Below are 22,511 nucleotides of genomic sequence, written 5' to 3' on the forward strand. Positions count from 1 at the left end.
AAGAATAGAATTTCGCTTGATAATTTTAAATCGACTAACTATGAAAAAGAATAAAATATCTTTCGAAACCAGATATTGGGCAGGATATACGACAAAAAATCCGTTTAGAGCAATTAATGCCTTTTTTGACTATGCAGATCTTGATTATTATAAACAACATTTAAGCGAAATGGTAATGTACAGCTATAAAAGAAAAGTCTATTTACAGGACAATCCCGCTAGTGTTTTTGTTTTGTACACTGCTTTTAACTCTTTTCTGAAAATTTGTTACTGCCTGCAAGAGAAAAACAAAAAATGGAAGATTAAAGAATCTTTGCGTTCAGAAAAGGTTTTCCATCTTTTGTCCCTTACAAAGGAAGAATACGAAAATCCTTTTATTGTATTTCAAAAAGCATTTGATGAATTTACGCTTGAAGAATTTGCACTATTTCTATGTCAAATCCTCGAGCTTTCGTTGTTTCCCTATGCCGAAGATCCTGACTTTGACCTGACAACGCCTTATATTCATTTAATGAAAATGCTCGATGCAGTAGAATTGATAAGAGAAAGGGGAGTTGAGAAAATCAAGAAAACAAATCAGATTAATGCTGTGACAGAATAAACAATCTCTTATTCAAACTTTCAAAATACAACGATATGATTTCAAGAAAATAGTATTGAATATTTTTTAAGTAAAAATAAACAGCCTTAACTTTTTGTGGCAAAAAAGGTATCCACTTCAAAGTAATATTAAATGAAAAAAAGCTTCAGTGAAAATTTTCAGAATGTAAATATTACGGTTGGGTCTAAAAATATGATTCTTCGGTAATTTAAAAAAAAAAGGAAAAGTTTAATTCAGCAATTTTACGGCAATAATTGCTTAATCTATATATCTATGATCACTTCACTTACCATAATCGCGGCTACAAATTTTTCTACTATCGCAGACAATGCAGTAACTTATGCAGCAGGACTTGCAAAAGCAACAGGTGCCAAACTTATTTTGTTTAATTCATTTTCGTTAAGCGTTCACAGTGCTAATTCTTTGATTACTGCCGAATCGATGCAGAAACAAATGGATAAAGCAGCTTTACGAGTTCAGGTTTTAGCTTCAGAGATTGCAGATTTGTTTAAAATTTCGGTAGAAAGTATTTGCAGTTATTCTTTTTTAGAAGATGAACTTCCTGCTATCATTGATCAAACCAATGCTAATCTTGTTGTTATGGGTATGGCAGAACGTTCGCTGGAGCAGGATTTATTGGGAAATACAACCACTTCGGTTATTAAAAGTTTAAACATTCCTATTTTGGCTGTTCCAGAAAATGCTCGTTTTCAAAACGCAAAAAAAATCCTGTATGCTTGTGATACGGTAAGTTTATCGTCAATTAGAAGATTCAGCTGGATTAGAGAAGTAATTGGCAATTTAGGTTCTGAAATTGAATTTTTCAGCGTTGATAAAAAATTGGACGAAATAAGAGAAGAACAAGGTAAAATTTTACTAAATTCTTCAATCGAAAAAAAGTTTGAAGATGTAAAATACATTTATAAAAACGTAAGATCAAATGCGGTGATCGATGAAATTAAGAATGAAATCAAAAATTTTGAAGCCGATATTTTAGTAATGGCGCCTCAAAAATATGGTTTTTGGGATTCACTGATTCATAGAAGTAAAACTAGAATTATGGCAGCAGGTTTAGATATTCCATTATTATCTATTCCAAAGAATTAAAAAAACAAAAAAAACAAAAAAATGAAGGCAGTAATTACAGCTATAGGCGGTTTTGTACCCACTTCAATCCTAAATAATAAAACAATTTCGGAAACTGTTGAGACTACAGAGCAATGGATTGAGAAGAGAACCGGAATAAAAGAAAGACGAATTGCAGTAGGTAAAAGTACTTCTGATCTTGCCTGCGGTGCGATCGAAAATCTATTGAGCAATTATGATGTTGATGCTTCTGAAATTGAAGTTTTGATACTTGCAACAGCTACACCAGATCATATTTTGGCACCAACAGCCAGTAAAATATGTGAGCTGAGCGGACTTAAAAATGCTTTTGGTTTTGATATGAATGCAGCTTGCAGTGGTTTTTTGTATGCCCTTGAAATGGGGGCGACTATGATTGAAAGCGGACGTTATAAGAAGATTATTGTAGCTGGTGCCGACAAAATGAGTTCGATTGTTGATTATGAAGATCGAAATACTTGTATTCTTTTTGGAGACGGAGCAGGAGCAGTGCTCTTAGAAAAGACCGAAACAGAATACGGATTAATGAAGAGTATTTTAAAAACTGACGGAAGCGGTACTGAATCTTTAGTTGTACCAGCTGGAGGGTCTAAATTTCCTGCCAGTATGCAGAGTATTCTACACAAAAAACATTTTATTACACAAGAAGGATCATTTGTATTTAAAAGAGCTGTTGAAGCGATGTCAAGCGTATCAAGAGATGTTTTGATTAGTAATGCTCTAGATGCTGATGAAATTGACTGGGTTATACCACATCAGGCTAACCTGAGAATTATAAATGCTGTGAGCGAGAATCTTGCTATCGATAATAAAAAAGTAAAAGTTAATATTGAAAGATATGGTAATACAACCTCGGCGACAATTCCGTTATGTCTATGGGATTATGCTGCCGATTTTAAAGAAGGACAAAACCTGCTTATAACTACTTTTGGCGCTGGATTTTCTTGGGGAGCAACCTGTTTAAAATGGGGTGTTATGAGAGAAAGAAAATCACAGAAGTCTAATAAAACAATTCAAAAAAGAAAAGTTTTAGAGCCACAATTATCGTAATCTTAAAGATGAATCAAAATAGGATTTTTTCAATTTTTATCTTTGTTTAAAATTAAAAGTCTAAATTTATTCATAAACCAGTTGTTGTAAGTAAATGGGAGCAAGCGTTCAAAATAAAATTTCGGGGAAGAATTTTTTCTACAAATACTATAGAATTATAGTCATTCCGGTAGTTTTTTTAGTGTATTTGTCTTCCTATTATCTGTTGAATCCGTATCAAGAAGAATCTTTAATATCTCTTGACTCGACATTCGATATTTTTATTATTCTGATATACTGTGGTGTACTTACAGAATTAAGTCTTTTTGTTGGACGAAGTTTAAATCGTTTAATACGCTGGGAGCATAATCCTATTTTTAGAGCAATTGCGCAGTTTATGTGCCTCATAGCGGGGAATATTCTTTTAAATTATATTTTTTCATATTTATGGAACTATCTATATCCCGAAGCTTGTTTAGAAGAAAATGAACTGCTTATTATTTGGCAGTCTAATATTATGGCTGTGATATTATCACTTTTTATTAGTTCAGTACATACCGGAATTTTTTTATTGAACCGCTGGCGTGTGACTTCAAATGAAGCAGCTGAGCTTAAAATTAAAGCCTCAGAACTTCAGGAAGCCGTAACACGATCACAGTTAGAATCGCTAAAATTGCAGTTAGATCCTCATTTTATATTTAATAATTTCAGTACATTGACTGAACTGATTCACGAAGATCAACAAGAAGCAGGATCTTTCTTGGAAAATATTACACGAGTGTACCGTTATATGATTTCGAACTTGGATAAAGACACTATAACGGTAAGAGAAGAAATGGAATTTTTAAATGCCTATTTCTATCTGTTAAAAAAACGTTTGGGTGAAAAAATTGACTTACATTTAGAAGTTGACAGCGATTGTCTTGATCTTCATTTGCCGCCATTAACGTTACAATTATTGGTCGAAAATGCCGTAAAACATAACATGGCAACATTATCCAGTCCGTTGATTATATCCATTTATTCAGAAGAAAAAAGTTTAATAGTAAAAAATAATTTACAGCTTACTTCTGGAAAATCCCTAGTTTCTACAGGCGTAGGACGCAAAAATATTGAATTTCGCTATAAGATTCTATTCAACAAAAAACCTGTTTTTTCACAATCATTAGAAAGTTTTATAGTGCGTTTACCATTAATATAGAGAGTATGAGAATTTTGATTATTGAAGATGAGAGTATTAATGCCAGCCGACTTAAAAGACTCTTAGAAGAATTAGAACCCAATTGCGAGATTCTTGCTATTATTGATACCGTTGAAGGCGCTGTAAAGTGGCTTCGCGCAAACGAAAAACCAGATTTAATAACCATGGATATTCGACTGGCAGATGGAATTAGTTTTTCTATTTTTGAAGAAATAAAAATTACAAGTCCAGTTATTTTTACCACAGCTTACGATGAATATGCGGTAAGAGCCTTTAAGGTCAACAGTATCGATTATTTGATGAAACCTATTGATAAGAGCGAACTGGAATTTGCTTTGCAAAAGTTTAAAAAACTGTCTAAATCTGACAGTAATATCGATATTGCCGAGATTTTAAAAGGTTTTATAAATAAACCGAATTTTCGTCTGCGCTTTTTAGTAACGTATCGTGACGGCTACAAAAGTGTGAATGTTACTGATATTGATTTTATCTATTCCGAATTTAAAACTTCAAATTTGGTTTTAAAATCAGAAATGGTAATTCCAATTCCGCAAACTATGGAAGAATTGGAGCAGGAACTTGATCCCGATGTTTTTTTTCGCGCCAACAGGCAGTTTTTCATACGTGCCGAAAGCATAAAATCGATCGCCAATTATTTTAATGCCAAACTTAAAATTCAGTTAAAAGCTGATCCAGAGCGCGAAGTAATTATAAGCCGCGAAAAAGCTCCCTATTTTAAACAATGGATGGATCGCTAGGAAAGGTTTAAAGATGCAAAGGTGCAAAGTGACAGAGGTTTAAAGGTTTCTTTAATTTGCCCTCTTTCAGAAAAATAAACTGTAAATTAAAAATCTGTTAAATCTCCTCAATCTGCGAGAAAAAATGAATCTTTTCAGTCCTTTAATTCTATCTAACTACTTTTTTTAATAGTTTTTTTTCGCCACGACTCTAGCGATAGCGAACAGGCGAAGCAATTCATGAATCGTTTTTTCACGCAGATTTAAAACGATTTAAGCCGATAAGTGCAGATTATTATTCATAATATTTTAGTTTAAATCTGCTAAAATCTTTTTAAATCTGCGAGAAAAAAAGAATCTTTTCAATCCTTTAATTCTATCTAACTCTTCTGAAGTTTTTGTAATAGGCTTAAAATTATAGGCCTAAATCTTTACGTCTTCGCTCTCGATAACTATTAGGATTACATGCGTATTTCTCGTTGCTGAGAAAAATCGTTGTGATTTAATCTTCTTTCAAAATAATTATAAAAAAGCCTTTCTATAGCGTGTAGTACTATAGCATAAGGTTTTTTTTATGCGCTATTATTTGGGTAGACTTACGTCTTCGTTTCAGTATCGAAAAATTCCGTTTGGGTAAGTTTATCCCGTAAAAAGGCTCTTTTGAGTTGTTAATTTGCTGTCAAATTTGAGATAATTCATTTAAAATGAAAAGTAAAATGACAAAACAGTTTTTTAAGAATAATAAAGCAATTGGCAGGATTGCGGTTTTATTGATAATCATTTCTTTCTCTTCGTGTGGGAAAAGTGCAGATGCGCAACAAGCTCCGCCAAAACCAGAAGTCGATTTTTTACAGACCAGTTCCGCAACAGGCGATGTAGAAAAAAAATATCCCGGAACAGTAGAAGGTACTGTAAACGTTGATATAAAAGCGCAGGTATCAGGTTATCTTGAAGCCATTTATGTCAAAGAAGGAGATTATGTAAACAAAGGGCAATCTCTTTTTAAAATTAAAGGCGACATATATGCCGAGCAGGTAAACAACAGCCTTGCGGCTTACAAAAGTGCTTTGGCGAACCAAGCCAATGCAAAGTTGGAAGTAGAAAAAATCAAACCGCTTGTTGAAGGAAAAGTTTTCTCTGATATGCAGTTAAAAACAGCGCAAGCTAGTTACGAAGCAGCGACAGCTCAAGTAGCGCAGGCTAAGGCAGCTTTAGGATCATCAAAGTTAAATGCCGATTTCTCTTTGATTAAAGCTCCTGTAAGCGGATATATTAGTCGTATTCCAAATCGTATAGGAAATTTAGTTACACCAAACGATGCTGTTCCTTTAACTACACTTTCAGAAATTAACAATGTGTTTGTTTATTTTTCGCTGACAGAAGCAGATTATTTGGCTTTCTCAAAAGATTCAAAAAGCGATCAAACAGTAAGTTTGATTATGGCCGATGACAGCCTATACGATCAAAAAGGAAAACTGGAAGTGGCCAGTGGAAACATTGATCGTACAACAGGTACAATTGCTTTAAAAGCCATTTTTCCCAACCCGAGAAAAGAATTGCGTTCTGGTGGTTCAGCAAGAGTGGTATTAAACAAAAGTTTATCATCAGTAATTACAGTTCCAATGGCAAGTGTAAAAGATATTCAGGATAAATTTTTTGTTTTTGTTCTGAAAGAAGGAAACAAAGTAGCTATGGTTCCTATTGAAATTGCAGGAAGCGCCGGAGTAGATTACTTCGTAAAATCAGGTTTAAAATCAGGAGACAAAGTAGCTTTAAATTCTATCGATGTGCTTTACGATAGTATGGAAGTAGTTCCAAAAATCGCTGGTAAAGCCTTAAGCAGTAAATAATTTTTGATTTAAATTTATAATAACATTTTCCATGTTAAAGAAAATAATAGACAGGCCGGTATTGGCCACAGTTATCTCTATTGTATTGGTAATCTTGGGGATCATTGGTCTTACCAGATTATCTGTAACGAGATTTCCTGATATTTCGCCGCCTACTGTAATGGTAAGCGGTACGTACCCAGGAGGAAATAGTGAAACCGTTATTCGTTCAGTGGTAACCCCATTAGAGGAACAAATTAACGGGGTTGAAAATATGGAGTACATAAAATCTACTGCCAGTAACGATGGATCCTTTTCGATCAGCGTTATTTTTAAACAAGGCGTAGATCCAGATCAGGCAGCGGTAAATGTGCAGAACAGAGTACAGCAAGCGACGCCGAAATTACCTCAGGAAGTAGTTCGTATGGGACTTACGACCTCGAAACAACAAAATAGTATGATTGTTATTTTCAACTTGTATACAGATGATAATAGCAAATACGACGAATTGTTTTTGCAGAATTATGCCAACATAAATTTAGTGCCTCAAATGAAACGTGTTCCAGGTGTGGGACAGGTTCAGATTTTTGGACAAAAAGATTATTCCATGCGTGTATGGCTTGATCCTAGAAAAATGGCAAATGCAGGTTTAGTTCCTTCAGATGTTACGCAGGCAATTGCAGATCAAAGTTTAGAATCGGCTCCCGGAAAATTAGGAGAAGAATCTAAAGCCGCTTTAGAATATGTAATTCGTTACAAAGGAAAAAAGAACAAACCAGAGCAATATGAAAATATTGTAGTTAAAAATAACGGAAGTAATGTCCTGCGATTAAAAGATGTTGCGCGAGTTGAATTTGGTTCTATTTCATACAGCGGAGACAATAAATCGAACAGTAAAAATGCGGTTACAATGGCAATTTTACAAACTTCGGGATCTAATGCAAACGATATTGAAATCGGGATTAATAAAGAAGTAGAGCGATTATCAAAATCTTTTCCTCCCGGTATTAAATACGTTAATGTAATGAGTACCAAAGAACGTTTGGATGAAGCAACAGGACAGGTAAAATCGACTTTGTTTGAAGCTTTTATTCTGGTATTTATAGTCGTATTTATATTCCTGCAAGATATTCGCTCGACGATAATTCCAGCGATTGCAGTGCCAGTGGCTATTGTAGGAACCTTTTTCTTCTTGTTGGTTTTCGGATTTACCATAAATATTCTAACCCTCTTTGCGTTGGTTTTGGCCATCGGAATTGTAGTGGATGATGCTATTGTGGTCGTAGAAGCCGTTCACAGTAAAATGGAAGAAGATGCAGGGATTTCAGCAAAAGAAGCCACTCACGGGGCAATGGCAGAAATTACAGGAGCAGTAGTTTCGATTACTTTAGTTATGTCAGCCGTATTTATTCCAATTGGTTTTATGACAGGATCTTCGGGGATTTTCTATAAACAATTTGCCTATACTTTGGCGATTGCGATTATTATCTCGGCTGTAAATGCCTTGACGCTGACTCCGGCTTTATGCGCATTATTGCTAAAGAATCATGGTGATAAACATGGAAATCACGAGCACAAAACTAGTTTTAAAGACCGTTTTTTCGTTGGATTCAATACAAGTTTCAACAATTTTACGGGAAGATATATTAAAGGGGTTCGTTTCCTTATTGGAAGAAAATGGATTGCAGCGGGATTGGTTACCGGAATAACAGCTCTTGCAGTGTATATGATGATGTCAACACCAAAAAGTTTCGTTCCGCTTGAAGACGACGGATTTATGGTTTACAGTTTATCAATGCCGCCGGGAACTGCACTTGATCGTACCACTGAAGTAGTGCAGAGAATGGAGAAAATATTAGAATCAGAAAAAGCGATTGATGTCAATACCAGTATTACAGGATTTAATATTTTGAGTAACAGTTCCAGTACCGCATACGGATTAGGATTTATTAAATTAAAACCTAAAAAAGAAAGAGGTGAAGTTAAAGATATTGATGAAATTTTGAACAGTGTAACGGCTAAATTATCCAAAATCAAAGAAGGTTCGATTATGGTTTTCAGAATGCCGCCTGTTGAAGGATTTGGTGTAACAAGTGGTGCTGAAATTGTATTGCAAGACAGAATGGCAAGAAGCCCGGAAGCCTTAAAAGCAATGTCAGATAAAGTAATCGGACAGATTATGCAGCAACCTGGAGTTCAATATGCGTATACGACTTTTAGAGCCGATTATCCGCAGCTGGAATTAGAAGTTGATGAAGACAAAGCCCGCCAGATGGGAGTGAATGTGAAAGAACTGCTAGGAAATATCCAAACGTATTTTGCAGGAGATCAATCATCAGATTTTACAAGATTTGGTAAGTTTTACAGAGTAAATGTAAAAGCTGATGGAATTTTCAGAATGGATCAAGATGCCTTTAATGAGATTTTCGTTAGAAATGCAGAGATGCAGATGGTTCCTGTAAAATCAATCGTGAAATTCCATAAAGTGTACGGACCAGAATCAGTAAACCGTTACAACCTTTACAATTCCGTAAATATTACTGCAATGGCATTACCAGGTTACAGTAACGGTCAGATTATGGGGAATTTAGAAAAGGTTTTAGATAAACTTCCTTCTGATTACAGTTACGAATGGACAGGTTTAAGTTTGGAAGAAAAAGCAGGAGGAAACCAAACTGTTGCCATTTTTGGATTATGTCTGTTGTTTGTATTCTTTTTATTGGCAGCGCAATATGAAAGTTATTTATTGCCGTTGGCTGTTTTACTATCAATTCCAACAGGAATATTAGGTGCTTTTGCCGGAGTAAAAGCAGTTGGGTTAGATAACAACATTTATGTTCAGGTCGGACTCATTATGCTTGTGGGGCTTCTCGCCAAGAATGCCATTTTGATTGTAGAGTTTGCGCTTCAAAGACGTCTTTCAGGTTTAAGTATTGTCGAAGCAGCAATCGAAGGAGCAAGATCAAGGCTGCGACCAATTATTATGACTTCATTGGCCTTTATCGTAGGTATGATTCCATTGATGTTTGCGTCTGGAGGAACTGCAGTTGGGAACAGATCGATTAGTGTCAGCGCTTCGATTGGAATGTTAAGCGGTGTGGTTTTAGGAATTTTTGTGATTCCGCTGCTTTTTATCGTATTCCAATATTTACAAGAAAAAGTATCGGGTAAGAAGGTTGCAGCGCAAGTTCAAACTATAAAAGAATAATAATGAAAACACTATATAAAATTGGAATAGTTTTACTTACCGGAACGCTCATGACCTCATGTGTGGTAGGAAAAAAATATTCCCGTACAGATTTACAAGCGCCGGAAAAATACCGTGAAGAAATTGCGGTTACCGCAGACACGGTTTTAGTGCCGTGGAAAAACTATTACAAAGATCCTTTGTTGGTTAATTTGATTGAAAAAGCCCTCGTTAAAAACAACGAGGTGCTTATTGCAGTCAAAAGTATGGAACAACTTGACCTTGCTTACAAGCAAGCCAAGTTGTCCTTACTTCCAACACTTGATTTTGATGCAGGAGCAAGCCGTTCCTACCTTTCAAAGAATTCGTTAAACGGATCTTTAAGTTCACAGTTTACGAGTAAAGATTATATGGACGATTACAGTGCTAATCTTCGTATGTCTTGGGAAGTTGATATTTGGGGAAAAGCAGCCATGCAGAAAAGAGATGCAAAAGCAACTTATTTTGCTCAGAAAGAAAACCTGTCTGCTCTAAAAACCAGAATTATTGTTCAAGTGGCACAATCGTATTACAATCTTTTAGGATTGGATGAACAATTGAAAATTGCTGAAAAGAATATTGAATTAAGCGACAATACGCTTAAAATGATGAAACTGCAGTACAATTCGGGCTCTATAAGCTCTTTGGCAGTAAATCAGACTGAGGCTCAGAAAAAAACAGCAGAATTACTCGTTCCTTTAGCAAAAGCCAATATAGCCGTTCAGGAAAATGCCTTGCAGATTTTGTGTGGTGAATATCCAAATACAATAGAGCGTTCCGGAAACCTAAATGTTGATGAATTTGCTTTCGAGATGCCATCAGGAATTCCAGCTTCACTTTTAAGCCGAAGACCAGATGTAAAAGCGAGTGAATATGCAGTTATGTCGGCAACAGCTAAAACAGGTTTAGCTAAAGCCACCATGTACCCAACGTTGAGTTTAAGTCCGTCAATTGGAATCAATTCATTTGAGTTTGATACCTGGTTTAATTTTCCCGGATCAGTTACAAAAAATATAGCAGCGAATTTGGCACAGCCTATTTTTCAGAAAAAAGCTTTAAGAACAGCTTACGAGGTTGCCGTTTTAGAACAGGAAAAAGCAGTTGTATCGTTTAAACAATCTTTTATTACTGCTGTTGGTGAGGTTTCAGATGCCATGTCAAGATTGAAATATGCTGACCAGCGCATTGAACTGGCTCAAGAAAAAGCAGCTTCTTTAGACAAAGCTACTGCCGATGCTTCACTTTTATATAAAAGCGGGATGGCAAATTATCTTGAAATTATTGCAGCACAAAACAGTGCATTGCAAAATGATCTCGATTTGATCACTATAAAATTGGAAAGATTAAATGCGTCCGTAAACCTCTACCGCGCTTTAGGCGGAGGAGTGGAGTAAATTCCAAATAGAATTAATTCATCATCTCTATCAAGACAGATTGAGATGGTGAATTTTTGTATGTTAAAGAAAAAAAATATTCAACTATAATTAAACTTTTTCAATTAGTCCGTGATTAATTTGAATTTTACAGGTTGAAAAAAGATATTTGAATTTTTCTCAAAATAAATTCCATTTTCTTTGTTATCAAATTTTACTTTGTAATTATGAATTAAGGTAGTTTGTGCAATCATATTTATCTGGTAAGTATCTCCAATTTTATTTGCTTTTGATATATCCTGAACAATACCATTAATCACCACCGATTTAGGAACAACAGCAGTGTCATTTAATTTAAAACTAACTATATACCCTCTTTCACTATTGCTGTTATAACTTTTATACGTTTGATTTTTAATATCTAAAAGCTGTCTTGAACAGGAAAGAAAAAAAAGTCCAAAAGAAAATAATAAAAAGACGGCTTTAGGGATACTATTTTTCATAATTTTAGCGTTTTACAACTACAAAATTAGCTTAAATTAAACGATTGAAAAAATAATGAAATTAAAATATATTGTTAAGACATTACTTGTAGGATTGGTTTTTACAGCTTGCAGCAAGGATTCTGATTCTGACACTAAAGAAGCCACAACGACCAAGCCAGACGAGATTAACAACTTTGTTTGGAAAGCTATGAATTCTTGGTACTACTGGCAGCCCAACGTTGCCAATTTGTCCGACGACAAAATCACTTCTACCGAAGTATATAACAATTTAGTCAACGGAAAAACTCCCGATGCGCTTTTTTATTCACTTCTATATCAAAGAGGAACTGTCGATAGATTTTCTTGGATTGAAAACAGTAATGAGATAGTGCGTGTTTCAAAAATTGCAGAAGTCGAAAAAAAGGGTGGTTTTAATTACGCAATTTACCCTAAAGATGCATCCAATACAAATTTGGTAGCCTTAATTAACTACATCGTACCTAATTCACCAGCAGCTTTGGCAGGATTGAAAAGAGGTGACGTTATTACAAAAGTAAATGGAAGCCAGCTTACTTCAAGCAATTATGACCAACTAGAAAATGCACAATTGACAATTACTTTGGCAGCAAGCGTGCAATTTTCAAGCGGTGGTTTAGTAACCACAGACAAAGCAGGAACTGTGAGTGTATCAAAAGCCGAAATTGATGAAAACCCAGTGGCTTATTACGAAAAGAAAGTATACGGAGCAAAGAATGTTGGTTATCTAGTTTTTAATGGTTTCAAATCCGATTATAATGATGAACTCAATTCGGCTTTCGCTAAAATGCAAGTGGATGGAATTAATGAATTGGTTTTAGATTTAAGATACAACGGAGGCGGTTCATTAGAAACGGCAGTTGCCCTAGCTCAAATGATTAATGGCAGTTTTACCAATAAACCATATATTTATTTAGACTTCAATAATAAACACAATAGTGAAGACGGCTATGAAAATCTTTCTGAAAAAGTAAACATTTTTAACTTGGTTGATAACAAACCAACTTTTCAGAGAGAAGAAACTATAAACAGCCTTGCTTTGACAAAAATATATGTGCTGGTAAGTTTTCAAACCGCTTCTGCCAGCGAGCTCACGATACAATGTCTAAAAAAATACATTAACGTAATCACAATAGGTGAAGAAACTGTTGGTAAATTTGTTGGTTCAAACACACTATACGATTCTCCTGCCAGTGATTATACGTCCTATGTCAATCGAAGCACTAAACACAAATGGCAATTGCAGCCCATTACTTTTTCATATTACAATAAAGACAAAGACGCAAATCCAGCGAAAATTGTACCTGATTACGAAATTAATCCTTATAGTACTTTTTTAAACCTGGTTGAATTTGGAAACGTAAAAGATCCTTATTTGAATAAAGCTCTCGAATTAATTACAGGCCAAACTATACGAACTACAGCAAAAACCGCCAATTCTTCTTTTTTAATAAAAATGGACAATCTTGCCGCATTCAATCCTACAAATACTGCCAGAGGTTTATATATAGAGGATTTTAAAAGGTCGAAAAAACAATAAATAACCACGAAACTAAATATAGAAATTAAAAACATCAATCTTAATTTAGGCTATTTCAATTTAGATGAAATTCGTGTTTAAAGTATAAATTAGCTCTTTTAATCTTAATAAAAGAGCTTTACTTTTTTTACAGGAATAACCAACTCTCCGAAGAGTTCTTATGAAAAGCTGTGCGAATGTCTCCGGACTTCGCGCAATTTTTTGTTACTTAGAAATTATAAACCAGATAGAAGTCTCCTGACTTCAAACATCTTTGTTATATCCAAGTTGTAAATAAAAATCGTTGTATAATTCAATTTTTAAAAGCTGCAAGATTTAAGATAATCAACAAAGCACTTTACAAAAAGGCATAAAAAAAATCCCATTTCGTTAGAAATGGGATTTTAATTTTGTGACCCTTATTGAACAATTTACAAACCATTTTATAAATGATTTAAAGAAATCGGCTTATTTTTAAGTTAATTTGTAAGATAATTATTCTGTATTTTTATTCAAGAAAGGTTTGTATGTATCGTAGGGGTTAAATGTTAAAAAATGTAAAACAATAAAAATTCATTTTAAAGCAAAAATCAACAACTGTATTGGTAATTCTATTTATTTCTTTTTTTTGTCAAAATATTCTAATATGAAAATTGTTTTTGCAACTAAATCTTCATTTAATTTATATTTTGCTTCAATTATATTTCCGCTTTTATCGTAGTTATATTCTTCTTGGTATTCAATTGCTTTTTTAGAATCCAAACCGTAAAGATTGGCAATGATAGGGCATTCTGCAAAAGTTTTAGGAGTATTAATAACTGCTTTTTTTAGCACTAATTTACGGTCGATATTATAGAGATATTTAACATTTAAAGTATCTGAATCTTTAGTTGCAAAAATACTTTCCAAGTTATTATTTGAATCGTAAGTATACTTGGTATTCAAGATCCTTTTTACAGAACCCAATGTAATTAAATTTTGCTCTGTAAGTTTTTCGTTAGTATGCGAATAATGTACAGTAGCTATTGTATCTGTTTTAGAATCATTAATGTTAAGATCAATCTCATCAGACAATAAATTTGCTGACGAATAACTTAAGCGAACCTCAGAATATCTCTTAACATTATAAGGGGAACCAAAAGACTTTCGTGAAGTTAATAATTTATTTGTATAAGTGTATTCGTCTTTTAAGGCCAACTCATTTTTAAAATAACTTTCTTTGGCAATTAATTGATTATCATTATTGTAAGTGTATTTTGTTAAAGTACGCTGAATTGTATCGTTGTTTCTTATTGAGCAATTGTATTCTGTACCTCTAATTTTGTTCCTGTTATACCCAATTTTACTATATGAATTAACCCCAGATTTTTTGAAACTTTCCTGAGTAATTCCTAAATAGATACTATTTGTATCATATCTGTAAACACTTTTCGAATATGGTTTTCCTTTATCAAAAGAAGTATTCTCAGTAGTCAAACCTTTATTATTATAAGTTATAATAGACAAAGTATCATTCATAAATTGATTTTGTAGTCTTTGACTAATGATTATTACTTTTTTTACAGATGTTGAAACTGTGTTGCCGTAATGTGCTTTTCCCTCATAAGGTCTTGGCGAGATTTGAACTTCCCAATTATTTTGAGCAAACAAATCTGTAGATAAAAGAATTAATAGCAAAACATAATAGAAATGAAAATTTTTCATTTTTCTTTAATTTTAAAATGATACAAATATATATTAATTATAACTCCAATAATTAATGCTGAAACCAAAATAACATGATCCACTTTACTATCAAGTTCCTTCCCAGCTCTCTGAAGAGTTCTTATGAAAAGCTGTGCGAATGTCTGCTGACTTCGCGCAATTTTTTGTTTCTTAGAAATTATAAACCAGATAGAAGTCTCCTGACTTCAAACATCTTTGTTATATCCAAGTTGTAAATAAAAATCGTTGTATAATTCAATTTTTAAGGATCAGCACAAAATGTTGTGGGGAAATATTAAAAACAAGAATTTACAACAAATCACAAATAAAAACGCAAAGATTTGCAAAGTTTAAATTAAAAACTTCGCGAATCTTTACGTTCACCGATATAGGACTTATTTATCTTATCAAACATAGCCCGTGGTTTCAACCACGGGGACACAATGTATTTAAAAACACGTTTCCCGTGGTTGAAACCACGGGCTATATTTTTATCTAATCTTTTCTTTTTTAGGCTAACGAATATTTATGCTTAATTTTTGCTAGTCCACAGGTTTTTGTCTTGATCCATTTTTAAAAGCTGCAAGATTTAAGATAATCAACTAAGCACTTTACAAAAGTGCATAAAAAAAAATCCCATTTCGTAAGAAATGGGATTTTAATTTTGTGACGTTTAGTTCACAATTTACAAATCATTTTATGAACGATTTAAAGAAACTAGCTTATTTTCAAGTGAATTTGTAAGATAATTATTTTGTTTTTTCGCTTGTGAGCGGTTTGTATATATCGTAAGGGTTAAATGTTAAAAATTGTTAATTCGACGATATATGATTTGGGTTATCATGATTTATGAATAAAAATTTTGGCAAAGTAAAATTAAATCATTCTATAGAAAATATTCCTATCAAAATTTATCGATGATGGACTCTAAAAATAATTGCTTAACTTTTCGTTTATTTGAGTCAAGATAGTTTACTTGAATTTTTAAGTTTTTATTATTCTAGTGCTAGAAACGGTTAATATTTTATTTAATTCTTTTTACTCTTATACTTTTGCCTTTAACTGTCATTATATAATGGCTTCCGGTTTTAATTATAATTGCATTTGGTCTATATGAATAGAAGTATTTATACTTGTGTTTATCCTGTTTCCAAATCTGTCCATTTTGAAGTTCAAAAATTGTGTCACCAGACCAACCTTTAAAATCATTTATTATTTTACTCTTTATTGCTGTTGTTTCCTGAATTTTAGCATAATCGTTCATTCCATTCGGCACAATTATTTTAGTATAACCATCGGAATATATTTTGACAGTTGGTCGATAGGCGTAATGATACCTATATTTATATGCTGATTGATAATAAACAGTTCCATCTGTTAATTCAAAAATCATTTCTTCATCAAAACCTTCAAATTCATCTTCTATTTGTCCTGTTTTAACTAATTTCCATTTTGTTAAATCTATGTCCATTGCAGTTAGTATAATGTTGTGAATAAAAAATATTTGTAAAAAAAATGAAAGGTATTATGAATACCTTTCATTTTTTAATAATTGTTTGAATTGTAAAGTAAAACATTAGATATTAAATATCTAAGTTTAAATTTTAGATCATACTCCATTTCAATTTCGTTTGATGCTGCGCATATTTTTAGTAATGTTTCTAAATTATTTATTTGTCCAGTTTTTTCTCTTGAAAAAAGATCTGCCAGCTTCTTGACTTTCCTAAAAGGACTATTTGTGTTTTTTATTTTATGTTCAATTTTAGCTCTTAGCTCATCGTAGGAATCTGCTTTGCTGTAAAATTCAAATTCGGCACTTAATTTTTCACCTGCATTGAAAAGTTCACTTACATTCGCAAATGTCTCAATAAAATTTTCACCTGAAACAGTGTGGCTAGATCTTATAGAGTTATCAATTTTACTTTCATCTCTATTTGGGAATAAATATATTTTGTTTTTTTCTGTGGCTTTAGGGAAAAATTCGAGAGTGCTGTACACTCCAAAAGAAGTATTGCCTTGATCTTCATTTCTAATAGAAATTGACGATCTTAGAAAACCCACTTCACCTAAAGAAATTGATTTTTTTTGAGAAATAATTAAGTCTAATTTAGATTCACTAAGGGAAACACTAGAAATTAAGAATTCTGTATTAGGGTTTGAAATCTTAAATTTATTCAATTCAAGAATTGTCATTACAAAAGACTCCGCAATTCCGTATTCCTTAAATGCGGCACTATTTATACTTTTGAGATAATAGTTTTCCTTATGATTTAGTATCCTGAATAATTTTGTTTTTATAGATTCTTGATTCTTTTCATAATATTTTGCCCAAGAATCATTTAGGTCAGCAAGTAATTCTCTTTTTTTGTAGTTTTTACTCATTGATTTAACATATTGAGATAAACTTTTGCTATTATAAAAAAGTGCTACAGAATCATAAATACCTTCAGCTTCTATTAAATCATAAATGAGTTCGTTTTCATTACCATTTTTTATCTTGAAAATAAAAGCTGGTTTTTTATCTTTGGTATCAAATTTTAACTGACAAGTTACATCACTTTCCTTTGCTTCTAAACGGACTAAATTAAATTTTTTTGAGTATTGATATATCAGTTGATACAAATATTCAATTTTTTCAATTTCAATAACGTAATTTTTGTCTAAACTATATTTATTAATGATTTTTTGCTTAAGATTTTCGTCATTTATTAGTTTTAATAGCTCATCAGTATCAATAAAATCATTTGATTTTACATTATGTAGTGAAAAGGTTTCAGTTTTAAAGTAGTCTTTATTTTCCATGGTAATTTGTTAGTTAAAAGTTATATTAAATTATTCCAACCTCTTCAATTTTTACGCACTATTTCTTACTTTTCTGAAATATCGATGAAATGCGAATAAAATCTACGAAAGGTTATATATTTTGTAACAGTCATGACATATCATTAAATTATCTCATAAAACAAATTTCATTATTAAAGTTTAAGATTTTTTATGGAAAACCATAATTTAAATAAATTAATTATGGATGTTCACCACCACCTAGCCATTCATTTGTAGTATGCCAAATCTCATAATAATAAAGCCATAAAGAAATCCAGGGAATAATTGTGTCACTGATATACATTTTTCTTGTAAACTCATCATATTTTGGCATGTATAAACATAGGTTTTCTTGTGAATACATATGTGGTATATTTTCTCCTTTTTCATTTTTAATCAAAATCGGACTAATTACCCGAACTTGTATTGGTTTTAAAATATGAAACTTGACTTCAATTGTGTATGCTTCACTTCTTGATGTCGGCTGTAATATTCCAACTGCTTTTAGCTCAAACGAATTAAAACTTACCTTCCAAGTAGAATATTTAGTTCTAATTGCATTTACTTGTTGCACAATAGACTTGTTTCTATTTAAATTCTTAATCTGCATCATTACCAAAGAAGGTATTTGTTTTTACAAGGCTTGTTGACACAGTACCAGCTGCACCAATAATTCCGGAATTTCTGTTTATGCCTAATTGATTTGCATTTCTTGATTTTTCAATAATATCTGCTTGTGAAGTCTGCGCTTTGAAATAGAGTTCATCACCAAACAAGCCTTTAAGTATTCTTCCTTCCGAAATAATGCCATTTTCTTTTTTAAGTTCTTGCCACTGTTCATATAAATGCTCACAAAATGTTTCAAATGCCTGATAGTATCTAGGTTCCCTTTCCCATTTATCCGTAAAATCTTCTTCAGAATTAACAGGATTTAAAACTTTAAGCCTCCATGAATTATGTATTGTATGTTGGCGAATTCTATTAACAATATTTTCAACAGTTAAATAAATACTTTCTTCTCCATTATAATATAAACCAGCAATAGTGGTTAGTATAATACTAGATGTCTTAAAAGTGTCATCGTCGTGAAAGTAAATATCGCGATATCGTTTTATTAACTGGACGGCACGTTGAAGTGGTTTTTTATTCTCAAAATCATTTGAGGGTAAATTTTCTGCACGTAAAGCTTTTTCCAGTAGACTAATTTTGACAATGTTAGCCTTATTCAAGAACCATTTAGAGTAGCCTCGTGGATTGGAACTTACCCAATATCCTAATAATCGGTCAGGTACTCGTATTTTATCTTCATCCCAATCATTTTCCTGTACGCCCGGTAAAATGTCCATATGGAAATCACCAGAGTAATTCAACCGTATACAACGGTTCTTTAACTCCATTTTCTCTTTGTAGATAGCATGTTCGGAAAGTCTTCTTCTCAGTTCGAAGTATATTTTTTCAGGTGTGTGAATATCCCATTGTACTTTCAAATGCAGAGCAATATCTAGATCGAATTCATCTTTGCCTATAGGCTTAACCGTTGTTCTAATTCTTACTGAACCGTGAGGATATAATTCATATTTAAATGGTTTAAAAAATTGTTCATCAGCTTCAATCCATTTTTTTATTGCTTCGTAATGCTGAATCATTAACTCATAACGTGTTTTATCAAGTTGTAGCGATTCGGCCATTCTATCAAGCAAATCGTCTAACTGTACATATTTATTTTGAAATGGTATCATTTTGGTAATATTTTAAAAGTATGTGGTAATATTCTAACACCATTATTGGTGGCACCTTTTTTTATTTCTTCGGATGTGACAAATGCAATGTTTGGATTTTTTTCTAAACCTTTAATAGCATTTTTCTGCGCGTCGTTTTCCAAACGGAGTTCAAATATATCGGCGTGTCTGAATTGATCAATAGGATAATCCTCATTTCTCAAAATTCCTTCTTGATGTTGGCCAACATATGTATATTTAATATGCTTGAAAACATTGGAAGGCAGTAGACCCGACTCTATGAGTTCTTCGCAAAATTCCCTCCAAGGATCTATTTCTCGATTTTCACGACTATCGAACCATTTAAAGAACTCTAATATTTTTTTTCGGTTTTTGATAAGTATGCGCAAATCATTTTCTGTAGCCCCATCTCGAGGTACATGATTGCAAGGGGTAATACCTAGCTTATCAAAATTTGCGCTGTTCTCTTCCTTGAAATATTTGTAAGCACCTCCAACAGGCTGAAAACCTGTAAAGTCATTTTTATGTCGCTTAATAAGCATGTATTTTCCATTAACTTCTATTCTAAACAAATAGGCCACAGTTAACCTTACGGAAGTGTTTGGCTTCCATATTTTTGGCCATAGTAACTTCCATCTTTTTTTATTTTCAAAAATAAAAACGATAAATTCAATGCAACTAGCAATTACTAAACCAAGAGAAATTTTGAAAATAGTACCCTGTACTTCTCCATTAGAAAGAAAAATACAGGATACAAATCCAATTACTCCGATAAAAAAATTAATTTTTCCTTTTGCATTCATATTCTATCCTTTTGGTGGGAAATTATCTTTACCGTAAGTATTACGCTCTCTAATACGTCCATTGCGACCATGTATAAGCATTTCCGAACCTTGATTAATTGCAATTGCCCTTGCAATTTTAATTGCTTTTTTTGTGTTGTAACTACTTTTGTAGCTTTGCTATTTCCAGTTCCTTTGACTGCCCATTCGCCCCTTCTTGGTACGACATGCTGATTTTTTCCTGTAGACATCTTTCTTTTAATTAGTTAATATTAATTGTCTGTATTATTCATCTGTAATTTTATTATTTTTACATTCTTACAGTGATCGTACAATAATAAATGCTATCGTATTTCATAAATTTACCACGACATGGTATTTTTTTTTATTTCGTCAGCATTTTATACTAGCAAAGGCATATGGAAGACTTTAAAACTATAGCTTCACATGAGTTATTGATGGAACAACTATCTAATCGTGACTGGGATAAGTTCTGGTTGCGCTTAATGGGGCGTTGTGCTTGGATATTACGTAAAAGATATGGTGTGAAATGGAAAAACGATGAGTTACAATCATTTTCCAGAGATGCTATAAGCGAAGTAGTAAATCAAATTTTTGTAAAGGGTAGTCGAAATTGGAATATTGATCATTATGTAGATTTTGAAGATTTTATAATTGGTGCAATTGATAGCCATATTAATAATACGCTTAATAAAGCTGTGAAAGAAACCGAATTTGATGAAAAAAAAACTTTGTCAGATGAAGATCCAATAGGTGTTAATATTGAGCAAATAATTATAGGAAAAGAATTAAAAGAACAAATATCTAAGGTCTTACAAGAATCTGGAGCAAAAGAGGATGAATTATTTATATTTGAATGTTTAGCGGAGGGTATTGTCAAACCTGAGGAAATAAGAACAACGATTGGACTATCAGAAGAAGAATTTCATAATGCCTGGAGGCGTTTTAAAAGAAAAAGAGAAATAATTAAACAAAAATTAGCCGCAAAATGAATACTAATAAAAAAAACAAAACCATCATTGATAGATTGGATGATGTTGAATTAGAATTGCTGCGTACTAATGATGAATATACAAAGCAATTCCTCAGTGAAGAAGGAATAGATCCTGAAAAAGAAATGGAGTTCTCAAGTCAGTTCATGAAAAAAATTAGATTCATGGCTACTGGAATGTCAAATAAAAAGAGAGACCAAAAATTGCTTGACATTGCCTTTGAAAGGCTTAAAGAAGTAATTATAGAAAATGCTGATAAAGCATCCGATGCTCTTGTAAGCCTCTTGCAACAGAAAACTCCGGCAGTGCATTACAGAAAGTTAGAAAACTGGTCTGATGACGAGATACGTAATGTTCTTTTAGATGTAGATCTAGCAAAACTTATGGATGAATTAAAAAAAGAGCAATAATAGATGTCAAGAGGGAAATTTGCTGCACAAAAATTAATGAATGAGTGCGGAATTGATGATCCAACTGAATTTCCTTTAGATATAATTGTTTTTGGACGAGGTGCTACACTTGTTGAAAAACCTTTAGAAAATTCTGAAGGGAGAATTGTTTTTGGTAAAGATTCTGCTATTATCACAATAAACTCAGAGATACCTTATGCAGGTAAAAAGCGGTTCGTTATTGCACACGAATTAGGTCATTTTGAAATGCACAGAAATGTTATTGCTGTGCATAATGACAATGATGCTACGTTGGAATTTTTTAAAAACGGCCATCAAGAAACAGAAGCAAATGAATTTGCTTCTGAATTATTAATGCCGGAGAATATGTTTAAAAAAGAATGCGCTGGAAAGAAATTTAGTCCAGATCTACTTCGTAAATTATCAGAGAGATTTCAGACAAGTATTACATCAGTTGCTTATAAATATTTTGAGCTCGGATCACATCCTATTTGTCTTTTTTATATGCATAACAATCAAATTAAATATTGGAAACGGCCTGAAAATTATCCACATTTCATAATTGATAGAACTCGTCTCTCTCCGCCAGAGGATTCTGTTGCTGCAGAATTTTTTGAAAAAGGAAGAATTTATTCAAAAGAACAAAACAAACAGTCTATTTGGAAATCAACTTGGTTTGAGTTAAAAAACTGGGAAAATGATAATAATTTTAAATTTTATGAATATTGCATTATCACGCCGGCATATAATACCGTATTGAGTATAGTTTGGGAGGAAATTTAACGGTTTAATTTCCTGTAATTAAACTTTGTGGCATAATTTAAGAAAAGGGATAAATTATTTAAAATAGCATTTAAATTTTTATACTTTTAGGTGCTA

Annotated in this window: 19 protein-coding genes and 1 pseudogene; 12 read left to right on the forward strand and 8 right to left on the reverse strand. The window is 32.6% G+C overall.

Annotation, left to right across the window (positions count from 1 at the left end):
* Positions 1-40: 40 nt before the first annotated feature.
* The 8 genes from ACHRV0_RS18045 to ACHRV0_RS18080 all read left to right on the forward strand — a co-directional run bounded on the left by ACHRV0_RS18045 (position 41) and on the right by ACHRV0_RS18080 (position 11,142).
* A complete protein-coding gene (locus ACHRV0_RS18045) occupies positions 41-601 on the forward strand; it encodes a hypothetical protein (RefSeq protein WP_395441885.1) in 561 nt (186 codons plus the stop codon).
* A gap of 273 nt (positions 602-874) precedes the next feature.
* Positions 875-1,708, forward strand: coding sequence for a universal stress protein (locus tag ACHRV0_RS18050; protein ID WP_395441886.1), 834 nt, complete (start codon positions 875-877; stop codon positions 1,706-1,708).
* 21 nt (positions 1,709-1,729) lie between these two features.
* Positions 1,730-2,776 carry a beta-ketoacyl-ACP synthase III gene (locus tag ACHRV0_RS18055; protein ID WP_395441887.1) on the forward strand — a complete coding sequence of 349 codons (1,047 nt, stop codon included), beginning with the start codon at positions 1,730-1,732 and terminating at the stop codon, positions 2,774-2,776.
* A 94-nt stretch (positions 2,777-2,870) separates the two neighbouring features.
* Positions 2,871-3,956 (forward strand): sensor histidine kinase, encoded by a 1,086-nt coding sequence (locus ACHRV0_RS18060; RefSeq protein WP_395441888.1) that lies wholly within the window; start codon positions 2,871-2,873, stop codon positions 3,954-3,956.
* Positions 3,957-3,961: 5 nt separating this feature from the next.
* Positions 3,962-4,714 (forward strand): LytR/AlgR family response regulator transcription factor, encoded by a 753-nt coding sequence (locus ACHRV0_RS18065; RefSeq protein WP_395441890.1) that lies wholly within the window; start codon positions 3,962-3,964, stop codon positions 4,712-4,714.
* A gap of 695 nt (positions 4,715-5,409) precedes the next feature.
* Positions 5,410-6,543 carry an efflux RND transporter periplasmic adaptor subunit gene (locus ACHRV0_RS18070; RefSeq protein ID WP_395441891.1) on the forward strand — a complete coding sequence of 378 codons (1,134 nt, stop codon included), beginning with the start codon at positions 5,410-5,412 and terminating at the stop codon, positions 6,541-6,543.
* 31 nt (positions 6,544-6,574) lie between these two features.
* Positions 6,575-9,730 carry an efflux RND transporter permease subunit gene (locus ACHRV0_RS18075; RefSeq protein WP_395441892.1) on the forward strand — a complete coding sequence of 1,052 codons (3,156 nt, stop codon included), beginning with the start codon at positions 6,575-6,577 and terminating at the stop codon, positions 9,728-9,730.
* Positions 9,731-9,732: 2 nt separating this feature from the next.
* A complete protein-coding gene (locus ACHRV0_RS18080; RefSeq protein ID WP_395441893.1) occupies positions 9,733-11,142 on the forward strand; it encodes an efflux transporter outer membrane subunit in 1,410 nt (469 codons plus the stop codon).
* A 104-nt stretch (positions 11,143-11,246) separates the two neighbouring features.
* On the opposite strand, the gene ACHRV0_RS18085 is transcribed toward ACHRV0_RS18080, so the two are convergent.
* Entirely contained in the window at positions 11,247-11,624 is a 378-nt protein-coding gene (locus ACHRV0_RS18085) for a hypothetical protein (RefSeq protein WP_395441894.1), read from the reverse strand.
* 55 nt (positions 11,625-11,679) lie between these two features.
* On the opposite strand from ACHRV0_RS18085, the gene ACHRV0_RS18090 reads away from it, so the two are divergent.
* A complete protein-coding gene (locus ACHRV0_RS18090; RefSeq protein ID WP_395441895.1) occupies positions 11,680-13,182 on the forward strand; it encodes a S41 family peptidase in 1,503 nt (500 codons plus the stop codon).
* Between the two features lie 594 nt (positions 13,183-13,776).
* On the opposite strand, the gene ACHRV0_RS18095 is transcribed toward ACHRV0_RS18090, so the two are convergent.
* From ACHRV0_RS18095 to ACHRV0_RS18125, 7 genes and pseudogenes are all read right to left on the reverse strand, one after another.
* On the reverse strand, positions 13,777-14,865 hold the full coding sequence (locus ACHRV0_RS18095; protein ID WP_395441896.1) for a hypothetical protein: 1,089 nt from the start codon (positions 14,863-14,865) through the stop codon (positions 13,777-13,779).
* Positions 14,866-15,889: 1,024 nt separating this feature from the next.
* Entirely contained in the window at positions 15,890-16,336 is a 447-nt protein-coding gene (locus ACHRV0_RS18100) for a hypothetical protein (protein WP_395441897.1), read from the reverse strand.
* 74 nt (positions 16,337-16,410) lie between these two features.
* Positions 16,411-17,667, reverse strand: a complete 1,257-nt coding sequence (locus tag ACHRV0_RS18105; protein ID WP_395441898.1) for a hypothetical protein — start codon at positions 17,665-17,667, stop codon at positions 16,411-16,413.
* Between the two features lie 220 nt (positions 17,668-17,887).
* On the reverse strand, positions 17,888-18,301 hold the full coding sequence (locus tag ACHRV0_RS18110) for a hypothetical protein (RefSeq protein ID WP_395441899.1): 414 nt from the start codon (positions 18,299-18,301) through the stop codon (positions 17,888-17,890).
* The gene (locus tag ACHRV0_RS18115; protein ID WP_395441900.1) at positions 18,288-19,427 is read right to left on the reverse strand and encodes a cyclic GMP-AMP synthase DncV-like nucleotidyltransferase; all 1,140 of its coding nucleotides are present in this window, start codon (positions 19,425-19,427) and stop codon (positions 18,288-18,290) included. Before ACHRV0_RS18115 ends, ACHRV0_RS18110 begins: the two co-directional genes overlap by 14 nt.
* Positions 19,424-20,230 carry a hypothetical protein gene (locus tag ACHRV0_RS18120; protein ID WP_395441901.1) on the reverse strand — a complete coding sequence of 269 codons (807 nt, stop codon included), beginning with the start codon at positions 20,228-20,230 and terminating at the stop codon, positions 19,424-19,426. Before ACHRV0_RS18120 ends, ACHRV0_RS18115 begins: the two co-directional genes overlap by 4 nt.
* Before the next feature lie 3 nt (positions 20,231-20,233).
* Positions 20,234-20,460, reverse strand: a pseudogene (locus ACHRV0_RS18125) (DUF2188 domain-containing protein).
* Positions 20,461-20,628: 168 nt separating this feature from the next.
* Here ACHRV0_RS18125 and ACHRV0_RS18130 point away from each other — a divergent pair.
* The 3 genes from ACHRV0_RS18130 to ACHRV0_RS18140 are packed head-to-tail and all read left to right on the forward strand — an operon-like array spanning position 20,629 to position 22,415.
* Positions 20,629-21,222, forward strand: coding sequence for a hypothetical protein (locus tag ACHRV0_RS18130; RefSeq protein ID WP_395441903.1), 594 nt, complete (start codon positions 20,629-20,631; stop codon positions 21,220-21,222).
* Positions 21,219-21,632, forward strand: a complete 414-nt coding sequence (locus ACHRV0_RS18135; protein WP_395441904.1) for a hypothetical protein — start codon at positions 21,219-21,221, stop codon at positions 21,630-21,632. The genes ACHRV0_RS18130 and ACHRV0_RS18135 overlap by 4 nt, the downstream gene beginning before the upstream one ends.
* A 3-nt stretch (positions 21,633-21,635) precedes the next feature.
* Positions 21,636-22,415, forward strand: a complete 780-nt coding sequence (locus ACHRV0_RS18140; protein WP_395441905.1) for an ImmA/IrrE family metallo-endopeptidase — start codon at positions 21,636-21,638, stop codon at positions 22,413-22,415.
* Positions 22,416-22,511 lie beyond the last annotated feature (96 nt).

Origin of the sequence: Flavobacterium sp. FlaQc-30 (assembly GCF_044005885.1) — a bacterium.
Lineage (GTDB): Bacteria > Bacteroidota > Bacteroidia > Flavobacteriales > Flavobacteriaceae > Flavobacterium.